Origin of the sequence: Enterobacter cloacae complex sp. P42RS, assembly GCF_014930595.1 — a bacterium.
In the GTDB taxonomy this organism is placed as follows: Bacteria; Pseudomonadota; Gammaproteobacteria; order Enterobacterales; family Enterobacteriaceae; genus Enterobacter; species Enterobacter bugandensis.
The window spans coordinates 155,375-175,124 of the sequence record NZ_JADBRK010000002.1; the positions used below are offsets into that span (position 1 = coordinate 155,375).

General features: G+C 56.5%; 15 protein-coding genes. 14 read left to right on the top strand and 1 reads right to left on the bottom strand.

The annotated features are described in order from the left end of the window. Positions 1-74 precede the first annotated feature (74 nt). The 10 genes from cmk (at position 75) to IM314_RS04080 (ending at position 11,519) form a co-directional block, all read left to right on the top strand. The gene (gene cmk, locus IM314_RS04035) at positions 75-758 is read left to right on the top strand and encodes a (d)CMP kinase (RefSeq protein WP_193358654.1); all 684 of its coding nucleotides are present in this window, start codon (positions 75-77) and stop codon (positions 756-758) included. Positions 759-869: 111 nt separating this feature from the next. After that, the gene (rpsA, locus tag IM314_RS04040) at positions 870-2,543 is read left to right on the top strand and encodes a 30S ribosomal protein S1 (RefSeq protein ID WP_008499966.1); all 1,674 of its coding nucleotides are present in this window, start codon (positions 870-872) and stop codon (positions 2,541-2,543) included. A 170-nt stretch (positions 2,544-2,713) separates the two neighbouring features. Next, entirely contained in the window at positions 2,714-3,001 is a 288-nt protein-coding gene (gene ihfB / locus IM314_RS04045; protein ID WP_008499965.1) for an integration host factor subunit beta, read from the top strand. Between the two features lie 214 nt (positions 3,002-3,215). After that, positions 3,216-5,480, top strand: a complete 2,265-nt coding sequence (locus IM314_RS04050) for a ComEC family protein (protein WP_193358655.1) — start codon at positions 3,216-3,218, stop codon at positions 5,478-5,480. A gap of 36 nt (positions 5,481-5,516) precedes the next feature. Continuing rightward, complete coding sequence (gene msbA, locus IM314_RS04055; RefSeq protein ID WP_028012570.1) at positions 5,517-7,265, top strand: lipid A ABC transporter ATP-binding protein/permease MsbA; 1,749 nt, start codon at positions 5,517-5,519, stop codon at positions 7,263-7,265. After that, on the top strand, positions 7,262-8,239 hold the full coding sequence (lpxK, locus tag IM314_RS04060; protein WP_041910623.1) for a tetraacyldisaccharide 4'-kinase: 978 nt from the start codon (positions 7,262-7,264) through the stop codon (positions 8,237-8,239). Before msbA ends, lpxK begins: the two co-directional genes overlap by 4 nt. 44 nt (positions 8,240-8,283) lie before the next feature. Beyond that, on the top strand, positions 8,284-9,513 hold the full coding sequence (locus IM314_RS04065; protein WP_041910622.1) for a winged helix-turn-helix domain-containing protein: 1,230 nt from the start codon (positions 8,284-8,286) through the stop codon (positions 9,511-9,513). A 45-nt stretch (positions 9,514-9,558) separates the two neighbouring features. After that, positions 9,559-9,741, top strand: coding sequence for a protein YcaR (ycaR, locus tag IM314_RS04070; RefSeq protein ID WP_006174474.1), 183 nt, complete (start codon positions 9,559-9,561; stop codon positions 9,739-9,741). Then, complete coding sequence (gene kdsB / locus IM314_RS04075) at positions 9,738-10,484, top strand: 3-deoxy-manno-octulosonate cytidylyltransferase (protein WP_028012573.1); 747 nt, start codon at positions 9,738-9,740, stop codon at positions 10,482-10,484. Before ycaR ends, kdsB begins: the two co-directional genes overlap by 4 nt. A gap of 141 nt (positions 10,485-10,625) precedes the next feature. Next, the gene (locus IM314_RS04080) at positions 10,626-11,519 is read left to right on the top strand and encodes a YcbJ family phosphotransferase (RefSeq protein WP_028012574.1); all 894 of its coding nucleotides are present in this window, start codon (positions 10,626-10,628) and stop codon (positions 11,517-11,519) included. Here IM314_RS04080 and elyC read toward each other — a convergent pair. Then, positions 11,496-12,275, bottom strand: coding sequence for an envelope biogenesis factor ElyC (gene elyC, locus IM314_RS04085; protein ID WP_028012575.1), 780 nt, complete (start codon positions 12,273-12,275; stop codon positions 11,496-11,498). The two genes, IM314_RS04080 and elyC, sit on opposite strands and share 24 nt — an antisense overlap. Positions 12,276-12,399: 124 nt before the next feature. On the opposite strand from elyC, the gene cmoM reads away from it, so the two are divergent. The 4 genes from cmoM to mukB are packed head-to-tail and all read left to right on the top strand — an operon-like array spanning position 12,400 to position 19,641. Further along, a complete protein-coding gene (gene cmoM, locus IM314_RS04090; RefSeq protein ID WP_028012576.1) occupies positions 12,400-13,179 on the top strand; it encodes a tRNA uridine 5-oxyacetic acid(34) methyltransferase CmoM in 780 nt (259 codons plus the stop codon). A gap of 3 nt (positions 13,180-13,182) precedes the next feature. Further along, positions 13,183-14,505 carry a chromosome partition protein MukF gene (gene mukF, locus IM314_RS04095; RefSeq protein ID WP_041910621.1) on the top strand — a complete coding sequence of 441 codons (1,323 nt, stop codon included), beginning with the start codon at positions 13,183-13,185 and terminating at the stop codon, positions 14,503-14,505. Next, complete coding sequence (gene mukE / locus IM314_RS04100; RefSeq protein WP_008499954.1) at positions 14,486-15,190, top strand: chromosome partition protein MukE; 705 nt, start codon at positions 14,486-14,488, stop codon at positions 15,188-15,190. The genes mukF and mukE overlap by 20 nt, the downstream gene beginning before the upstream one ends. Further along, the gene (gene mukB / locus IM314_RS04105; RefSeq protein ID WP_193358656.1) at positions 15,190-19,641 is read left to right on the top strand and encodes a chromosome partition protein MukB; all 4,452 of its coding nucleotides are present in this window, start codon (positions 15,190-15,192) and stop codon (positions 19,639-19,641) included. The genes mukE and mukB overlap by 1 nt, the downstream gene beginning before the upstream one ends. Positions 19,642-19,750: the final 109 nt, after the last annotated feature.

Here is a 19,750-nt window from a genome sequence, read left to right on the forward strand (position 1 = left end):
TAACAGTTGCGCACGTTGGCGCGTATAATGCGCGGCGTTCATGTTAACGGTATGCCTTATTTAAGGAGAAAAAGATGACGGCAGTTGCCCCGGTAATCACCATTGATGGGCCGAGTGGCGCAGGGAAAGGTACTCTGTGCAAAGCGATGGCGGAAGCATTGCAATGGCATCTTTTAGATTCGGGAGCAATCTATCGCGTGCTGGCGCTGGCTGCGCTGCATCATCACGTGGATGTCGCCTCTGAAGAAGCGCTGGTACCGCTGGCTGCGCATCTGGATGTGCGTTTTGTTTCTACCGATGGCAACCTGGAAGTGATCCTGGAAGGGGAAGACGTGAGCGGCGAAATCCGTACGCAGGAAGTCGCTAATGCGGCCTCCCGGGTGGCGGCTTTCCCACGCGTTCGCGAGGCGCTGCTGCGTCGCCAGCGAGCGTTTCGTGAAGCCCCGGGTCTGATCGCTGATGGACGCGACATGGGAACCGTGGTCTTCCCTGATGCGCCAGTAAAAATTTTCCTTGACGCCTCTTCGGAAGAACGTGCTCAACGCCGTATGCTTCAGTTGCAGGAAAAGGGGTTTAGTGTTAACTTTGATCGCCTTTTATCCGAGATAAAAGAGCGCGATGACCGCGATCGTAACCGCGCCGTCGCACCGCTTGTTCCTGCAGAAGATGCATTAGTTCTGGATTCGACCAGTTTAACTATTGAGCAAGTGATTGAAAAAGCGCTACAATATGCGCGCCAAAAACTGGCACTCGCGTAATCGCGACCGATTTAGCAGTACCCCCGCTGCAATGGATTGACGGCGGGTATGTGAAACAACCCCATCCGGCACGGAGCCAGGTGGACGTTAATATTAACCTGAAGATTAAACATGACTGAATCTTTTGCTCAACTGTTTGAAGAATCCTTAAAAGAAATCGAAACCCGTCCGGGTTCCATCGTTCGCGGTGTTGTTGTTGCTATCGACAAAGACGTAGTACTGGTTGACGCCGGTCTGAAATCTGAGTCCGCCATTCCGGCTGAGCAGTTCAAAAACGCCCAGGGCGAGCTGGAAATCCAGGTTGGTGACGAAGTTGACGTTGCTCTGGACGCAGTAGAAGACGGCTTCGGCGAAACCCTGCTGTCTCGTGAGAAAGCTAAACGTCACGAAGCATGGATCACGCTGGAGAAAGCTTACGAAGAAGCTGAAACTGTGGTCGGTGTTATCAACGGCAAAGTTAAAGGTGGCTTCACTGTTGAGCTGAATGGTATTCGTGCGTTCCTGCCAGGTTCACTGGTAGACGTTCGTCCAGTCCGTGACACCCTGCACCTCGAAGGCAAAGAGCTTGAGTTCAAAGTAATCAAGCTGGACCAGAAGCGTAACAACGTTGTTGTTTCCCGTCGTGCCGTTATCGAATCCGAAAACAGCGCAGAACGCGATCAGCTGCTGGAAAACCTGCAGGAAGGCATGGAAGTCAAAGGTATCGTTAAGAACCTCACTGACTACGGCGCATTCGTTGACCTGGGCGGCGTTGATGGCCTGCTGCACATCACCGACATGGCGTGGAAACGCGTTAAGCACCCAAGCGAAATCGTGAACGTGGGCGACGAAATCACTGTTAAAGTGCTGAAGTTCGACCGCGAGCGTACTCGTGTATCCCTCGGCCTGAAACAGCTGGGCGAAGATCCATGGGTAGCTATCGCTAAGCGTTACCCAGAAGGTACTAAACTGACTGGTCGCGTAACCAACCTGACCGACTACGGCTGCTTCGTTGAAATCGAAGAAGGCGTTGAAGGCCTGGTGCACGTTTCCGAAATGGACTGGACCAACAAAAACATCCACCCATCCAAAGTTGTTAACGTTGGTGATGTAGTGGAAGTGATGGTTCTGGATATCGACGAAGAACGTCGTCGTATCTCCCTGGGCCTGAAGCAGTGCAAAAACAACCCATGGCAGCAGTTCGCGGAAACCCACAACAAGGGCGACCGTGTTGAAGGTAAAATCAAGTCTATCACTGACTTCGGTATCTTCATCGGCCTGGATGGCGGCATCGATGGCCTGGTTCACCTGTCTGACATCTCCTGGAACGTTGCAGGCGAAGAAGCAGTTCGTGAATACAAAAAAGGCGACGAAATCGCTGCAGTTGTTCTGCAGGTTGACGCAGAGCGTGAGCGTATCTCCCTGGGCGTTAAACAGCTCGCAGAAGATCCGTTCAACAACTGGGTTGCACTGAACAAGAAAGGCGCAATCGTAAACGGTAAAGTGACTGCAGTTGACGCTAAAGGCGCAACCGTAGAACTGGCTGACGGCGTTGAAGGTTACCTGCGCGCTTCTGAAGCTTCACGTGACCGCGTTGAAGATGCCACTCTGGTTCTGAACGTAGGCGACGACGTTGAAGCTAAGTTCACCGGTGTTGACCGTAAGAACCGTGCAATCAGCCTGTCTGTTCGTGCTAAAGACGAAGCTGATGAGAAAGATGCAATCGCAACTGTTAACAAACAGGAAGATGCAAACTTCTCTAACAACGCAATGGCTGAAGCTTTCAAAGCAGCTAAAGGCGAGTAATATCAGGTTCTCAGCATCATTTGAGCTGTAACGCATTTACAGCGCGAAGGATGAGGAGCAGACTTGACAGATTGCAGGATTCGTCCTGTAATCAATAACAAAGGGCGGCTACGGCCGCCCTTGTTTAATGAGCTGTTCAGCTAATTGGTTTGAAAGGAACCGGAGGAATCATGACCAAGTCAGAATTGATTGAAAGACTTGCCAGTCAGCAACCGCATATCCCTGCCAAGGCAGTGGAAGATGCCGTAAAAGAGATGCTGGAGCATATGGCCTCCACTCTTGCCCAGGGCGAGCGCATTGAAATCCGCGGTTTCGGTAGTTTTTCTCTGCACTATCGTGCTCCACGTACCGGGCGTAACCCGAAAACTGGTGATAAAGTCGAGCTGGAAGGGAAGTACGTTCCACACTTTAAGCCGGGTAAAGAACTGCGCGATCGCGCCAATATTTACGGCAACTGAGTTTAGCCAGCCGGTTAAACTGGGTTCGAAAGAAAGCACCTGCGGGTGCTTTTTTTGTCTCCGTCACTTTCATTCTGAAGGTGTCTCGCATTTTAAGTTGCGTTTTCTGCAACGCGCTAAAAACCTTGCAGCGCTTGCTGTAGATTGCATTTTTCACGCCTGACACCCCGCTCGATCTGCCCGCATACTGCCACCCAGAAACAGGGAGGTAGCAATGGGAATTCCCGCTTTAGGTATCTGCGCCATTCTGGCGATAGCCCCGTTACTCTGGTTACCTGAACTGCCATCGCGTTATACCATCTGGATAATGATGGCTGGCGCAGTTGCACTGGCCGCACGCCAAAACGTACGGCTGAAGTATGTGGGGTTGACGCTGTTATTTTGCGTGTGGGGCATTCTGGCCGCGCAAGAGAGCGTCTGGCCGATGCAGCATTTAACCGCAGGTGCCGTACAGGCCGAGGTGGAGATCGCCGCGACTGATGGTGCCACTGTGCATCAGGGAAAAATACTCACCGTTGATGGCCATCGCTGGTGGGCGTCAACAGGCGTAACGCTTTATGGTCATTATCTGCCGCAGAAAGCGTGTGCCGGTCAGCGCTGGGCGATGACGCTCCGGCTCAGGCCTGTACACGGCGAACTGAACGACGGAGGGTATGACCCCCAGCGCAGCGCTATTGCCCGCCATAAAACGCTAAGTGGGCGTTTTACCCATGCAGAACTCATCGATGGACGCTGTAGCCTGCGAGCGCAATACCTGACATCGCTGCAAAACCGACTTTCAGTTTATCGCTGGGGCGCGGTTATCCTCGGGCTGGGCATGGGAGAACGTCTGGATGTCCCCAGGGAAATAAAAGACCTGATGCGTGAAACCGGCACGCTGCATCTGATGGCGATTTCGGGTCTGCATATCGCGCTGGCGGCCTCCATCGTCTGGTTTCTTGTGCGCGGGCTTCAGTTTTTATTACCTTGCCATCGGGTCAACTGGCAAATGCCTCTGCTGGCAGGGTTATTCTTTGCTGCTTTCTACGCCTGGCTGACCGGTCTGCAACCGCCCGCGCTACGCACGGTCATCGCACTTGCTGTACTGGCGGCGCTGCGGATCGGTTCCCGGCAATGGTCTCCATGGCAGGTGTGGATCTGCTGTGTCGCGGCGATCCTGATAAGCGATCCCTTAGCCATACTTTCGCAGAGTCTGCTTTTGTCTGCATTTGCCGTCGCCGCGCTGATTTTCTGGTTTCAGTGGTTGCCGCTTCCTCACTGGCAGTGGGCTCGCCGGATACGTCCGCTGCTGAACCTTGTCTATCTGCAGGTCGGCATGCTGTTACTTCTCATGCCGCTACAGGTTCTGATTTTCCATGGCTTTAGCATTTCATCGTTGATCGCCAACTTCTTTGCCGTGCCGTTGGTGACGTTTGTCTGCGTACCGCTGATTTTACTTGGCATGCTGCTCCATCTGCTGCCGCTGGCGGGGCTGGAAAGCGGCATCTGGTATGCAGCCGATAAGACGCTTGCCGGGTTGTTCTGGTTGCTGATGCGCCTGCCAGACGGCTGGCAGAGTGTGGACCAGCGCTGGCAGTACATGACGTTACTGCCGTGGCTTATCCTCATCGGCTGGCGTTTCCGCGCCTGGAAAACCGTTCCTGCCGTTTGTCTGGCGGGAAGTGTCTTGCTGGCTTCTCCCCTCTGGCGAACGGCGAAAAGCGACGCCTGGACGCTCCATATGCTGGACGTGGGGCAGGGGCTGGCAATGGTTATTGAACGACAGGGAAAAGCCATTCTTTACGATACCGGGCTTGCCTGGCCGGGCGGGGATAGTGCACAGCGGTTAATTATTCCATGGCTGCGCTGGCATCATCTGCAGCCGGAAGGCGTTATTCTCAGCCATGAGCATCTCGACCATGCGGGAGGTCTTGTATCGCTGCAAAAAACATGGCCCGAAATGTGGGTAAGAAGTCCGTTGCACCAGACTGGGCATCGTCCCTGCTTTCGCGGGCAAAGATGGCAATGGCAGGGGTTAACGTTCACCGTCCACTGGCCCACTGAAAATTATCCGGCTCAGGGTAACAATCACTCCTGCGTGGTAAAAATTGACGACGGCGAGCAGAGCGTTCTGCTGACGGGAGACATTGAAGCACAGGCAGAACAGGCTATGCTTAGCCATTACTGGCAGCATCTGACGTCCACCCTCATACAGGTACCTCATCACGGCAGCAATACCTCGTCTTCATTGCCGCTGGTACAGCGCCTGGAAGGGGAGATTGCGCTGGATTCAGCGGCCCGCTATAACGCATGGCGATTCCCGTCGGCTAAAGTAGTCCGGCGCTATCGAAAAGAGGGATATATCTGGCACGATACCCCCCATTCCGGGCAAATATCGGTGACATTTTCGCACCATCGCTGGCAAATCCGGCGCGTGCGGGATCAATTTTTACCCCCCTGGTATCATCAGTGGTTTGGCGCGCCCGTAGATAACGGGTAGAATATGCGGCTATTTCAACAAATGCTGGTTTTTTGAATGCATAACGACAAAGATCTCTCCACGTGGCAAACCTTCCGCCGACTCTGGCCGATGATTGCTCCCTTTAAAGCAGGCCTGATCGTGGCGGGTGTAGCGTTAATCCTCAACGCAGCCAGCGATACTTTTATGTTATCGCTCCTCAAACCGTTACTGGACGACGGTTTTGGTAAAACGGATCGCTCAGTGTTGCTATGGATGCCTCTGGTGGTTATCGGGCTGATGATCTTACGTGGTATCACCAGCTATATCTCCAGCTACTGTATCTCCTGGGTTTCCGGGAAAGTGGTTATGACCATGCGCCGTCGTCTGTTCAGCCACATGATGGGCATGCCGGTCTCATTCTTTGACAAGCAATCCACCGGGACGCTGCTGTCTCGTATTACCTACGATTCAGAGCAGGTTGCCTCCTCCTCTTCAAGCGCGCTGATTACCGTCGTGCGCGAAGGAGCGTCGATCATCGGTCTGTTTGCAATGATGTTCTATTACAGCTGGCAGCTGTCGCTGATCCTTATCGTGCTGGCACCGGTCGTGTCCATTGCTATCCGCGTCGTCTCAAAGCGCTTCCGCAATATCAGTAAGAATATGCAGAACACCATGGGGCAGGTGACGACCAGCGCAGAACAGATGCTGAAAGGGCACAAAGAAGTGTTGATCTTCGGCGGTCAGGAAGTTGAAACCAAACGCTTTGACAAAGTCAGCAACAAAATGCGTCTGCAGGGGATGAAGATGGTCTCGGCCTCTTCCATCTCTGACCCGATCATTCAGCTGATTGCCTCACTGGCGTTGGCGTTCGTTCTTTATGCGGCAAGCTTCCCGAGCGTAATGGAGACGCTGACGGCGGGTACTATCACCGTAGTCTTCTCCTCGATGATTGCCCTGATGCGCCCGCTGAAATCCCTGACCAACGTGAACGCCCAGTTCCAGCGCGGGATGGCCGCCTGCCAGACGCTGTTCAGCATTCTGGATTCTGAACAGGAAAAAGACGAAGGTACACGCGAGGTAGAGCGCGCGCGTGGCGACGTGGAGTTCCGCAACGTGACCTTCACCTATCCAGGCCGCGAAACGCCGGCTCTGCGCAATATCAACCTGACGATTCCGGCAGGTAAAACCGTTGCGCTGGTAGGCCGCTCCGGCTCCGGTAAATCCACCATTGCGAGCCTCATCACTCGTTTCTACGATATTAACGAAGGTGAGATCCTGCTGGATGGTCACGACCTGCGGGAGTACACCCTGCAGTCGCTGCGTAACCAGGTTGCGCTGGTTTCTCAGAACGTGCATCTCTTCAACGATACGGTTGCCAACAACATTGCTTATGCGCGCACTGACGAGTACAGCCGCGAGCAGATTGAGAACGCCGCGCGTATGGCGTATGCAATGGACTTTATCAACAAGATGGATAACGGTCTGGATACGATCATCGGTGAAAACGGGGTACTGCTCTCCGGCGGTCAGCGCCAGCGTATTGCCATTGCGCGCGCGCTGCTGCGCGATAGCCCGATACTGATCCTGGACGAAGCAACATCTGCACTGGATACGGAATCTGAACGCGCGATTCAGTCGGCGCTGGATGAACTGCAAAAGAACCGTACGTCGCTGGTGATTGCGCACCGTCTGTCCACTATTGAGCAGGCAGATGAGATCGTCGTGGTTGAGGACGGCATCATTGTTGAACGCGGAAGCCATGCCGATCTGCTGGAACATCGTGGCGTTTACGCCCAGCTTCATAAGATGCAGTTCGGCGAATGATTGCACGCATCTGGTCCGGTGAATCCCCGCTGTGGCTGCTGCTTTTGCCGCTCTCCTGGCTGTACGGCCTGGTGAGCGGCATTATTCGCCTGTTTTACCGTCTGGGGATCAAGCGTGCCTGGCGCGCGCCGGTTCCGGTAGTCGTGGTGGGTAACCTCACGGCGGGCGGCAACGGCAAAACGCCAGTGGTGATCTGGCTGGTGGAGCAGTTGCAAAAACGCGGCATCCGCCCCGGCGTGGTATCGCGTGGGTATGGTGGTAAAGCGGCGCGCTACCCATTGCTGCTGTCGGCGGAAACCACGACCGCAGAAGCAGGTGATGAGCCAGTATTGATTTTCCAGCGTACCGGTGCGCCGGTTGCGGTCTCCCCGGTGCGCAGCGACGCCGTGCAGGCCCTGCTTGCTGAACACGCGGCACAAATCATCATCACTGACGACGGCCTGCAGCATTACGCTCTGGCGCGTGATAAAGAGATTGTAGTTATCGACGGCGTTCGTCGTTTCGGCAACGGCTGGTGGCTGCCCGCTGGCCCCATGCGTGAACGGGCTTCGCGTCTGAAGTCCGTTGATGCGGTGATTGTTAACGGCGGTGAAGCCGAGGCGGGTGAAATTCCTATGCGTCTGTTACCGGGAATGGCGGTCAACCTGGTGACGGGTGAACGCCGGGCGGTTGCAGAACTGCCTTCGCTGGTGGCAATGGCGGGTATTGGTCATCCGCCGCGCTTCTTCGCGACGCTGGAACAGTGTGGCGCCCGGCTGGAAAAACGCGTTCCGCTGGCTGACCATCAGGCGATGGTGGCAGAGCAGGTTGAGGCGTTTACCGCGCCTGGCCAGACGCTCATTATGACCGAAAAAGATGCGGTGAAATGCCGTGCCTTTGCGAAAGAAAACTGGTGGTATCTGCCCGTTGACGCTGAACTCAGCGGCGAACAGCCGGAACAATTGCTTAAGGAACTGATTGCGTTGGTGCAGTAGAGGCTTACGCGGTTCTGGTGGCGCTTTGACTGACAGGAAAACGCATGTCTTTACCGCAACTCTCGCTTTCAGCCGCACGTCATTTACACCTTGCCGCGCAGGGGCTGCTCAAAAAGCCCCGTCGCCGCGCGCAGCCTGCCGATATCCTCTCTACCGTCCAGCGCATGTCGCTGCTCCAAATCGACACCATTAACATTGTCGCCCGTAGCCCTTACCTGGTGCTGTTTAGCCGCCTGGGGAGTTATCCTCCGCAGTGGCTGGATGAGGCGCTCTCCAAAGGGGAGCTGATGGAGTACTGGGCTCACGAAGCCTGCTTCCTGCCCCGTAGCGATTTCGCCCTGGTACGTCACCGTATGCTTGCTCCGGAAAAGATGGGATGGAAATACCGGCAGGCGTGGATGGAGGAACATGAGGCCGAAATAGAGCAGCTTATCAGCCATATTCAGGAAAACGGCCCCGTTCGATCCGCCGATTTTGAACATCCGCGCAAAGGTGCAGGCGGATGGTGGGAGTGGAAGCCGCACAAGCGTCATCTTGAAGGGTTGTTCACGTCAGGCAAAGTCATGGTCATTGAACGGCGTAATTTTCAGCGCGTTTATGATCTGACGCATCGCGTAATGCCTCACTGGGACGACGAGCGGGATCTGCTTACTCAGGAGGCGGCCGAGGCCATCATGCTGGAGAACAGCGCCCGCAGCCTGGGCATTTTCCGTCCGCAATGGCTGGCAGACTATTACCGTCTCCGTCAGCCTGCGCTGAAGCCTCTGCTGGGGATGTGGCAGCGTGAACAGCGAGTTATTCCCGTTATGGTGGAAACGCTGGGAGAAATGTGGCTGCATGCGGATCTTGTCCCTCTGCTGCCCGAGGCTCTGGAGGGGAAACTCCGGGCGACCCACAGCGCGGTATTGTCGCCGTTCGACCCGGTTGTCTGGGACAGAAAACGCGCCGAGCAGCTGTTTGACTTCAGCTACCGGCTGGAATGCTATACCCCGGCGCCAAAGCGGCAATACGGCTACTTTGTTTTACCGCTGCTGCACAAGGGACAACTGGTCGGACGCATGGATGCCAAAATGCACCGCAAGACCGGCACGCTTGAAGTCATTGCCCTTTATCTGCAAGAGGGCATCAGGGTCACGGCGAGCCTGGAAAAAGGGTTAACGTCCGCCATTAGCGAGTTCGCGCGCTGGCAGGAGGCTCGCGACGTAACGCTTGGCCGGGTACCTGACGGGTTATTCACATCCTGTCGAAGTGGCTGGGAAACAGGCACGCCCTGAAAAGGGAATGTGTTAAGCTTTAGCGATTACCCATACGGAGGAACTATGGATCACCGTTTACTTGAAATTATTGCCTGCCCGGTATGCAACGGCAAACTTTACTACAGCCAGGACAAACAGGAGCTGATCTGCAAGCTGGACAGTCTGGCCTTCCCGCTGCGTGACGGCATTCCGGTACTGCTGGAAAATGAAGCCCGTTCCCTGGTGGCAGAAGAGAGCAAACCATGAGTTTTGTTGTCATTATTCCTGCACGTTATGCCTCAACGCGTCTGCCGGGTAAACCGCTGGTAGATATCAACGGCAAGCCGATGATTGTGCATGTCCTTGAGCGGGCGCGTGAGTCCGGTGCCGACCGCATTATCGTTGCAACCGATCATCCTGATGTCGCCCGTGCGGTTGAGGCCGCAGGCGGTGAGGTGTGCATGACCCGCGCCGATCACCAGTCCGGCACCGAGCGTCTGGCTGAAGTGGTTGAGAAATGTGGTTTCAGTGACGATACGGTCATCGTAAACGTGCAGGGCGACGAGCCGATGATCCCGGCCGTTATTATCCGTCAGGTGGCGGAAAACCTGGCGCAGCGTCAGGTCGGTATGGCGACGCTCGCGGTGCCTATTCACCACGCTGAAGAGGCATTCAATCCGAATGCGGTGAAGGTGGTGATGGATGCCGAAGGCTATGCGCTCTATTTCTCCCGCGCTACGATTCCGTGGGATCGCGATCGCTTTGCGCTCTCTAAAGAGACCATCGGTGATTCTTTCCTGCGTCATATTGGGATCTACGGCTATCGCGCCGGCTTTATTCGCCGCTATGTAGCCTGGGCACCGAGCCCGCTGGAGCATATCGAAATGCTGGAGCAGCTTCGCGTGCTCTGGTATGGCGAAAAAATCCACGTTGCCGTTGCCCGCGAAGTACCGGGAACGGGCGTTGATACGCCGGAAGATCTTGAGCGCGTCCGCGCCGAGTTGCGCTAATCCCGCCTGCATCCCTCCTTTCGGAGGGATGTCCTCTCCCCGCAAATTCCCCTTTCTTTACCCTAATTGATCTCTTCCGGGTGACATCTTCACGCTGTGCGCTCATTATAAAAGCAGTAGTCTTAATGGGGGTAATCTCATATGGAACAGCTGCGTGCCGAACTTAGCCATCTGCTGGGTGAGAAGTTAAGCCGGGTCGAATGCGTGAGTGAAAAGGTCGATACCGCGCTCTGGTCGTTGTATGACGGCCAGGGCAACCCGATGCCGCTGATGGCACGAAGCTTCTCGTCGCCGGGCGTCGCCAGGCAGCTTGCCTGGAAAATGTCGATGCTGGCACGGGAGGGAACCGTCCGTATGCCGACCGTGTACGGCGTGATGACCCACGAGGAACATCCCGGCCCGGACGTACTGCTGATTGAGCGTTTACGCGGTGTGCCGGTAGAAGCGCCCGCGCGTACGCCGGAACGCTGGGAACAGCTGAAAGATCAGATTGTTGAGGCGCTGCTAGCCTGGCACCGACAGGATAGCCGAGGGCTTGTTGGTCCGGTTGACAGCACCCAGGAAAACCTGTGGCCGCTGTGGTATCGCCAGCGGGTGGAAGTGCTGTGGGGGACGCTTAACCAGTTCAACAATACCGGCTTGACCATGCAGGACAAACGTATTCTGTTTCGCACCCGCGAGTGCTTACCGGCGCTGTTCGACGGCTTTAACGACAACTGCGTGCTGATCCACGGCAATTTTACTCTGCGCAGTATGCTCAAAGACTCCCGCAGCGATCAGCTCCTGGCGATGCTAGGGCCGGGGATCATGCTCTGGGCACCGCGGGAATATGAGCTGTTCAGGCTCAGCGACAGCGGGGCGGCGGAAGGTTTACTGTGGCACTACCTTCAACGCGCGCCCGTTGCAGAGGCGTTTCTCTGGCGTCGCTGGCTTTATCTGCTCTGGGACGAAGTGGCGCAACTGGTCAACACCGGACGTTTCAATCGCGCCAACTTCGATCTGGCGGCTAAATCACTCTTGCCCTGGCTCGCCTGACGAGCCTTTCAGCCACTGCCAGAGGCGTCCGAGCGTCTCGTAGCCAACGCGATCGCTATGCATCAACCACATCGGAGAGGGGATCACCCGTTCCCATGGGTTGAGCGGCGCGCTGATGGCCATCTGGTTTGCCGGTGCGGGAAGCGGGTGCAAACCTTGCTTCTCGAAGAAAATCATCGCTCTTGGCAGGTGCGAGGCGGAGGTCACCAGTAAGAACGGAACATCGCCAATCGCCTGCTTCACCGCGGCAGCCTCTTCCTCGGTATCCTTTGGGCTGTCCAGCGTGATGATAGAGGAACGCGGTACGCCGAGCGATTCCGCGATTCTGGCCCCCGCTTCAGCCGTACTCACCGGGTTGGTTTTGGCCGCTGCGCCGGTGAAGATCATTTTTGATCCCGGATTCGCCAGCCACAGGCGAATACCTTCGTTTAGCCGCGGCAGGCTGTTGTTGATCAGGTTCGAACTGGGGGCCCAGTCAGGGTCCCAGGTATACCCGCCGCCCAGCACAACGATGTAATCAACTTTCTGGTTTCCCTGCCACGTAGGGTACCTGTTTTCGATGGGGCGCAGCAGTCCATCCGCCACCGGCTGCAGGCTCAGCAGCAGCAGGACCAGCCAGCCGAACGTAATAAGCGTTTTGCCACTCTTCTGAAAGCGACTAAACCACACCAGCGCCAGCCCCAGCGCGATGATGATAAGCAGCAGCGGAAGGGGAAGCATCATCCCTCCAACGTATTTCTTAAGGGTAAAAAGCATCCTTTTTGGTTCCTTTTTTGACCATACAGCAGATGATTACCGGTGATATTACACCAGAGAGGTTCATTCTCCGCGCGGGTGTGACAAAATAGCGGTTTTGCAGTTAGCGAGTGGAACTCTCCCAATGCGGGATCGCAATTTTGATGACATCGCGGAAAAGTTTTCGCGCAACATTTATGGCACCACGAAAGGGCAGCTCCGTCAGACGATCCTCTGGCAGGATCTGGACACTATTCTGGCGACGTTCGGTGGTCAAACGTTGCGCGTGCTGGACGCCGGTGGTGGTGAAGGGCAGACGGCGATAAAAATGGCTGAACGCGGTCATCACGTCACGCTTTGCGATCTTTCTGCTGAAATGGTCGCCCGCGCGACGCGTGCGGCAGAAGAGAAAGGTGTGAGCGACAACATGCATTTTATACAATGCGCCGCTCAGGACATCGCGCAGCATTTGGAAACCCAGGTTGATCTGATATTGTTTCATGCGGTGCTGGAGTGGGTTGCCGATCCGCAAAGCGTGTTACAAACCCTGTGGTCAATGTTACGTCCGGGCGGTACGCTGTCGCTGATGTTCTACAATGCTAACGGCTTCCTGATGCACAACATGGTGGCAGGGAACTTCGACTATGTTCAGGTCGGGATGCCGAAAAAGAAAAAACGCACGCTTTCCCCGGACTATCCGCGCGATCCGCAGCAGGTTTACGGCTGGCTGGAAGAGATTGGCTGGCAGATCGTCGGGAAGACGGGCGTCAGGGTGTTTCATGATTATCTGCGTGAAAAACACAAACAGCGTGACTGTTTTGACACCTTAACAGAATTAGAAACGCGGTATTGCCGCCAGGAGCCGTTCGTCAGCCTTGGCCGCTATATTCACGTCACCGCGCACAAGCCGCAGATGCAAGGATAACCTATGAGTGAATTTTCCCAGACAGTCCCCGAACTGGTTGCCTGGGCCAGGAAAAACGATTTCTCCATCTCGCTGCCGGTAGACAGACTCTCTTTCCTGCTGGCGGTTGCCACGCTGAACGGCGAACGGCTGGATGGTGAAATGAGCGAGGGTGAATTGGTGGATGCGTTCCGCCACGTCAGTGATGCGTTTGAGCAAACCAGCGAAACCATTAGCGTGCGTGCCAATAACGCAATCAACGATATGGTGCGTCAACGTCTGCTGAACCGCTTTACCAGCGAGCAGGCGGAAGGAAACGCCATCTATCGCCTGACGCCGCTGGGCATCGGCATCACCGACTACTACATTCGCCAGCGCGAATTTTCCACGCTGCGTCTCTCCATGCAGCTCTCGATCGTGGCGGGTGAGCTTAAACGTGCCGCTGACGCGGCCGATGAAAACGGTGACGAATTCCACTGGCACCGCAACGTTTACGCGCCGCTGAAATACTCGGTGGCCGAGATTTTCGACAGTATCGATCTCACTCAGCGTCTGATGGACGAGCAGCAGCAGCAGGTGAAAGATGATATCGCGCAGCTGCTGAACAAAGACTGGCGTGCGGCCATTTCCAGCTGTGAACTTTTATTGTCAGAAACCTCCGGTACGCTGCGTGAGCTGCAGGATACGCTGGAGGCCGCAGGGGACAAGCTGCAGGCCAACCTGCTGCGCATCCAGGATGCGACCCTGGCGCACGACGATCTGCATTTTATCGACCGTCTGGTGTTTGATCTGCAGAGCAAACTTGACCGCATTATCAGCTGGGGCCAGCAGTCGATCGATCTGTGGATCGGCTATGACCGCCACGTGCATAAATTTATCCGTACCGCGATTGATATGGATAAAAACCGCGTCTTTGCTCAGCGTCTTCGTCAGTCGGTACAGACCTACTTTGATGCACCGTGGGCGCTGACCTATGCCAATGCCGATCGTCTGTTGGATATGCGCGACGAAGAGATGGCGCTGCGCGATGAAGAGGTCACCGGTGAACTGCCGCCGGATCTGGAGTACGAAGAATTCAACGAAATTCGTGAGCAACTTGCGGCGATGATCGAAGAACAGCTCGCCGTCTACAAAACCAGACAAGCGCCGCTGGATCTTGGGCTCGTGGTGCGCGACTATCTGGCGCAATATCCGCGCGCGCGCCACTTCGACGTTGCCCGCATTGTGGTAGACCAGGCGGTGCGCCTGGGTATCGCGCAAGCAGACTTCACCGGACTGCCGCCGAAGTGGCAGCCAATTAACGATTACGGAGCCAAGGTACAGGCGCATGTCATTGACAAATATTGAACAAGTGATGCCAGTTAAGCTGGCACAGGCGCTGGCGAATCCGTTATTTCCGGCGCTGGACAGCCAGCTGCGTGCCGGTCGTCACATTGGCCTGGACGAGCTGGATAATCACGCCTTTTTGATGGACTTCCAGGAGTACCTGGAAGAGTTTTACGCCCGCTATAACGTGGAGCTTATCCGCGCGCCGGAAGGCTTTTTCTATCTGCGCCCGCGTTCCACGACCCTGATCCCGCGCTCCGTGCTCTCCGAGCTGGACATGATGGTTGGCAAAATTCTTTGCTATCTCTACCTCAGCCCGGAACGCCTGGCAAATGAAGGCATCTTCACCCAGCAGGAGCTGTACGATGAACTGCTGACGCTGGCGGATGAGAGCAAGCTGCTTAAGCTGGTGAATAACCGTTCGACAGGGTCGGATCTTGACCGTCAAAAATTACAGGAAAAGGTTCGCTCTTCCCTGAACCGTCTGCGCCGTCTGGGGATGGTCTGGTTTATGGGCCACGACAGCAGCAAATTCCGCATCACGGAATCGGTCTTCCGCTTCGGCGCCGACGTGCGTGCGGGCGATGATGCGCGTGAAGCGCAGCTTCGCATGATCCGCGACGGTGAAGCGATGCCGGTGGAAAACCATTTGCAGCTCAATGATGAGCATGAAGAGAATCTGCCGGATAGCGGGGAGGAAGAGTAATGATTGAACGCGGTAAATTTCGCTCACTGACGCTGATTAACTGGAACGGCTTCTTTGCCCGAACCTTCGATCTGGATGAGCTGGTCACGACGCTCTCAGGTGGTAACGGGGCGGGTAAATCCACCACCATGGCGGCGTTTGTAACGGCGCTAATCCCCGACCTGACGCTGCTTCACTTCCGTAACACCACCGAAGCGGGCGCGACAAGCGGCTCCCGCGATAAAGGCCTGCACGGTAAGCTGAAAGCGGGCGTCTGTTATTCCGTGCTGGACGTCATCAACTCCCGTCACCAGCGCGTGGTGGTGGGCGTACGTCTGCAACAGGTTGCCGGCCGCGACCGTAAAGTGGATATCAAACCGTTCGCCATTCAGGGGCTGCCAACCTCCGTACAGCCGACCGCGCTGCTGACGGAAACGCTGAATGAACGCCAGGCGCGCGTCCTGACGCTGCAGGAGCTGAAGGACAAGCTTGAAGCCATCGAAGGGGTGCAGTTTAAGCAGTTCAACTCGATTACTGACTATCACTCACTGATGTTCGATCTGGGCGTGGTGGCGCGCCGTCTGCGCACCGCTTCAGACCGTAGTAAATACTACCGTCTGATCGAAGCGTCCCTGTACGGCGGTATCTCCAGCGCCATTACCCGTTCCCTGCGTGACTATCTGCTGCCGGAAAACAGCGGCGTGCGTAAGGCCTTCCAGGACATGGAGGCGGCACTGCGTGAAAACCGCATGACGCTGGAAGCGATTCGCGTTACCCAGTCTGACCGCGACCTGTTTAAACACCTGATCAGTGAAGCGACCAACTACGTTGCGGCGGACTACATGCGCCACGCCAACGAGCGCCGCGTCCATCTCGATCAGGCATTAGAATATCGCCGCGAGCTGTTTACCTCCCGTAAACAGCTGGTGGCCGAGCAGTACAAGCACGTCGAAATGGCGCGCGAGCTGGGTGAGCACAACGGTGCCGAGGGCGACCTGGAAGCCGACTATCAGGCCGCCAGCGATCACCTGAACCTGGTGCAGACCGCGCTGCGTCAGCAGGAAAAGATCGAACGCTACGAAGCGGACCTCGATGAGCTGCAAATTCGTCTCGAAGAGCAAAATGAAGTAGTGGCCGAAGCCGCCGAGATGCAGGAAGAGAATGAAGCCCGCGCCGAAGCCGCCGAGCTGGAAGTGGACGAGCTGAAAAGCCAGCTTGCGGACTACCAGCAGGCGCTGGACGTGCAGCAGACGCGTGCGATTCAATACAACCAGGCGCTGCAGGCGCTACAGCGTGCGAAAGAGCTGTGTCATCTGCCGGATCTGACGCCGGAAAGTGCCGACGAGTGGCTGGACACCTTCCAGGCCAAAGAGCAGGAAGCCACCGAGAAACTGCTCTCGCTTGAACAGAAAATGAGCGTCGCGCAAACGGCGCACAGCCAGTTTGAACAGGCTTATCAGCTGGTAGTTGCCATTAACGGCCCGCTGGCGCGTAGCGAAGCCTGGGACGTTGCCCGTGAACTGCTGCGCGACGGCGTCAACCAGCGCCATCTGGCCGAGCAGGTGCAGCCGCTGCGTATGCGCCTGAACGAGCTGGAACAGCGCCTGCGCGAGCAGCAGGAAGCCGAACGTCTGCTGGCCGAGTTCTGCAAGCGTCAGGGTAAACATTACGATTTCGACGAGCTTGAGGCCCTGCATCAGGAGCTGGAAGCGCGTATTGCGGCCCTGTCCGATACCGTATCAAATGCCAGCGAACAGCGTATGACGCTGCGTCAGGAGCTGGAGCAGCTTCAGTCCCGTTCGAAGGCGCTCCTGCAGCGTGCGCCGGTCTGGCTGGCAGCGCAAAGCAGCCTGAACCAGCTCAGCGAACAATGCGGCGAGCAGTTCGAGTCCAGCCAGGAAGTGACCGAATATCTGCAACAGCTGCTGGAGCGCGAGCGCGAAGCCATTGTTGAACGTGACGAAGTGGGTGCCCGCAAGCGTGACGTCGATGAAGAAATCGAGCGCTTAAGCCAGCCGGGCGGGTCAGAAGATCCGCGTCTGAACACTTTAGCCGAGCGTTTTGGCGGCGTACTGCTGTCTGAGATTTACGATGACGTTGGCCTGGACGATGCGCCGTACTTCTCCGCGCTGTACGGTCCATCCCGCAACGCAATTGTGGTGCCGGATCTGTCGCTGATTTCTGAGCAGCTCGCAGGGCTGGAAGATTGCCCGGAAGATCTCTATCTGATCGAAGGGGATCCGCAGTCGTTTGATGACAGCGTTTTCAGCGTTGACGAGCTGGAAAAAGCGGTGGTGGTGAAAATCGCCGATCGCCAGTGGCGTTACTCCCGCTTCCCGGAGCTGCCGCTGTTTGGCCGCGCCGCGCGCGAAAGCCGCATCGAGAGTCTCCACGCCGAGCGTGAAACGCTGTCTGAACGCTTTGCCACTCTGTCGTTTGACGTACAGAAAACCCAGCGTCTGCACCAGGCGTTCAGCCGCTTTATCGGCAGCCATCTGGGCGTGGCGTTTGAAGCCGACCCGGAAGCGGAAATCCGCAAGCTCAACACCCGCCGTGGCGAGCTGGAGCGCGCGATTGCCAGTCATGAAAGTGACAACCAGCAGAGCCGCGTCCAGTTCGAACAGGCGAAAGAGGGCGTCGCTGCCCTTAACCGCATTCTGCCGCGCCTGAACCTGCTGGCAGATGACACGCTGGCCGACCGCGTGGATGAGATCCAGGAACGTCTGGATGAAGCCCAGGAAGCCGCGCGCTTCGTGCAGCAGCACGGCAACCAGCTGGCGAAGCTGGAGCCCGTCGTGTCTGTACTGCAGAGCGACCCGGAACAGTTCGAGCAGTTAAAAGAAGATTACGCCTGGTCGCAGCAGGTGCAGCGTGAAGCGCGTCAGCAGGCGTTTGCCCTGACGGAAGTGGTGCAGCGTCGTGCGCACTTCGGCTACTCCGATTCGGCTGAAATGCTGAGCGGTAACAGCGACCTGAATGAAAAACTGCGCCAGCGCCTTGAGCAGGCGGAAGCGGAACGTACCCGCGCTCGCGAAGCGATGCGCAGCCACTCCGCTCAGCTGAACCAGTACAACCAGGTGCTGGCCTCGCTGAAAAGCTCCTTCGACACCAAGAAAGAGCTGTTAAACGACCTGCAGAAAGAGCTGCAGGACATTGGCGTTCGTGCCGACAGCGGGGCGGAAGAACGCGCGCGCATTCGTCGTGATGAGCTGCATAGCCAGCTCAGCAATAACCGCGCGCGTCGTAATCAGCTGGAGAAAGCGCTCACCTTCTGCGAAGCGGAAATGGATAACCTGACCCGCCGCCTGCGCAAGCTGGAGCGCGACTATCATGAAATGCGCGAGCAGGTCGTGACGGCGAAAGCGGGCTGGTGCGCCGTGATGCGGATGGTGAAAGACAACAACGTTGAACGTCGCCTGCACCGTCGCGAGCTGGCATACCTTTCTGCCGATGAGCTGCGTTCGATGTCGGATAAGGCGCTGGGTGCGCTGCGTCTGGCGGTGGCGGATAACGAACACCTGCGCGACGTGCTGCGCATGTCAGAGGATCCGAAACGTCCTGAACGTAAAATCCAGTTCTTCGTTGCGGTTTATCAGCACCTGCGCGAGCGTATTCGTCAGGACATTATCCGTACCGACGATCCGGTCGAAGCCATCGAACAGATGGAAATCGAGCTGGGCCGCCTGACGGAAGAGCTGACCTCCCGCGAGCAGAAGCTGGCGATCAGCTCCCGCAGCGTGGCGAATATCATTCGCAAAACCATTCAGCGCGAGCAGAACCGTATCCGCCAGCTGAACCAAGGGCTGCAGAGCGTCTCGTTTGGTCAGGTCAACAGCGTGCGTCTTAACGTCAACGTGCGGGAAGCCCACTCGACGCTGCTGGAAGTGCTCTCTGAGCAGCACGAGCAGCATCAGGATCTGTTCAACAGCAACCGTCTGACCTTCTCCGAAGCGCTGGCGAAGCTGTATCAGCGCCTGAATCCGCAGATTGATATGGGCCAGCGTACGCCGCAAACCATCGGTGAAGAGCTGCTGGACTATCGTAACTACCTGGAAATGGAAGTTGAGGTAAACCGTGGTTCAGACGGCTGGCTGCGTGCGGAATCCGGAGCGCTGTCGACCGGTGAAGCCATTGGTACCGGGATGTCGATTCTGGTGATGGTGGTACAGAGCTGGGAAGATGAAGCGCGCCGCCTGCGCGGGAAAGACATCTCCCCATGCCGACTGCTGTTCCTCGATGAAGCGGCGCGTCTTGATGCCCGCTCGATTGCCACGCTGTTTGAACTTTGCGAACGTCTCGATATGCAGCTCATCATTGCGGCACCGGAAAACATCAGCCCTGAAAAAGGCACCACCTATAAGCTGGTGCGTAAAGTGTTCCAGAACAGCGAACACGTGCACGTTGTCGGGCTGCGTGGCTTTGCGCCGCAGCCGCCGGAATCATTGCCGGAAACCACGGCAGACGCTTCCTGAGGCGTTTTGTTACAAAGAGCGGCGCAGAAGCGCCGCTTTTTTTATTCTCTTAACTTGTGTTCAGGGCTGCGTTATCTTTAAACTTCTTTACATAAGGTAAGGCAACAGA

Coding starts and splice junctions, on each gene's coding strand:
- lpxK (WP_041910623.1), top strand. CDS start 7,262: ATGATTGCACGCATCTGGTCCGGTGAATCCCCGCTGTGGCTGCTGCTT.
- IM314_RS04080 (WP_028012574.1), top strand. CDS start 10,626: ATGGAACAGCTGCGTGCCGAACTTAGCCATCTGCTGGGTGAGAAGTTA.
- elyC (WP_028012575.1), bottom strand. CDS start 12,275: ATGCTTTTTACCCTTAAGAAATACGTTGGAGGGATGATGCTTCCCCTT.
- cmoM (WP_028012576.1), top strand. CDS start 12,400: ATGCGGGATCGCAATTTTGATGACATCGCGGAAAAGTTTTCGCGCAAC.
- rpsA (WP_008499966.1), top strand. CDS start 870: ATGACTGAATCTTTTGCTCAACTGTTTGAAGAATCCTTAAAAGAAATC.
- IM314_RS04050 (WP_193358655.1), top strand. CDS start 3,216: ATGGGAATTCCCGCTTTAGGTATCTGCGCCATTCTGGCGATAGCCCCG.
- msbA (WP_028012570.1), top strand. CDS start 5,517: ATGCATAACGACAAAGATCTCTCCACGTGGCAAACCTTCCGCCGACTC.
- mukB (WP_193358656.1), top strand. CDS start 15,190: ATGATTGAACGCGGTAAATTTCGCTCACTGACGCTGATTAACTGGAAC.
- kdsB (WP_028012573.1), top strand. CDS start 9,738: ATGAGTTTTGTTGTCATTATTCCTGCACGTTATGCCTCAACGCGTCTG.
- ycaR (WP_006174474.1), top strand. CDS start 9,559: ATGGATCACCGTTTACTTGAAATTATTGCCTGCCCGGTATGCAACGGC.
- mukF (WP_041910621.1), top strand. CDS start 13,183: ATGAGTGAATTTTCCCAGACAGTCCCCGAACTGGTTGCCTGGGCCAGG.
- IM314_RS04065 (WP_041910622.1), top strand. CDS start 8,284: ATGTCTTTACCGCAACTCTCGCTTTCAGCCGCACGTCATTTACACCTT.
- mukE (WP_008499954.1), top strand. CDS start 14,486: ATGTCATTGACAAATATTGAACAAGTGATGCCAGTTAAGCTGGCACAG.
- ihfB (WP_008499965.1), top strand. CDS start 2,714: ATGACCAAGTCAGAATTGATTGAAAGACTTGCCAGTCAGCAACCGCAT.
- cmk (WP_193358654.1), top strand. CDS start 75: ATGACGGCAGTTGCCCCGGTAATCACCATTGATGGGCCGAGTGGCGCA.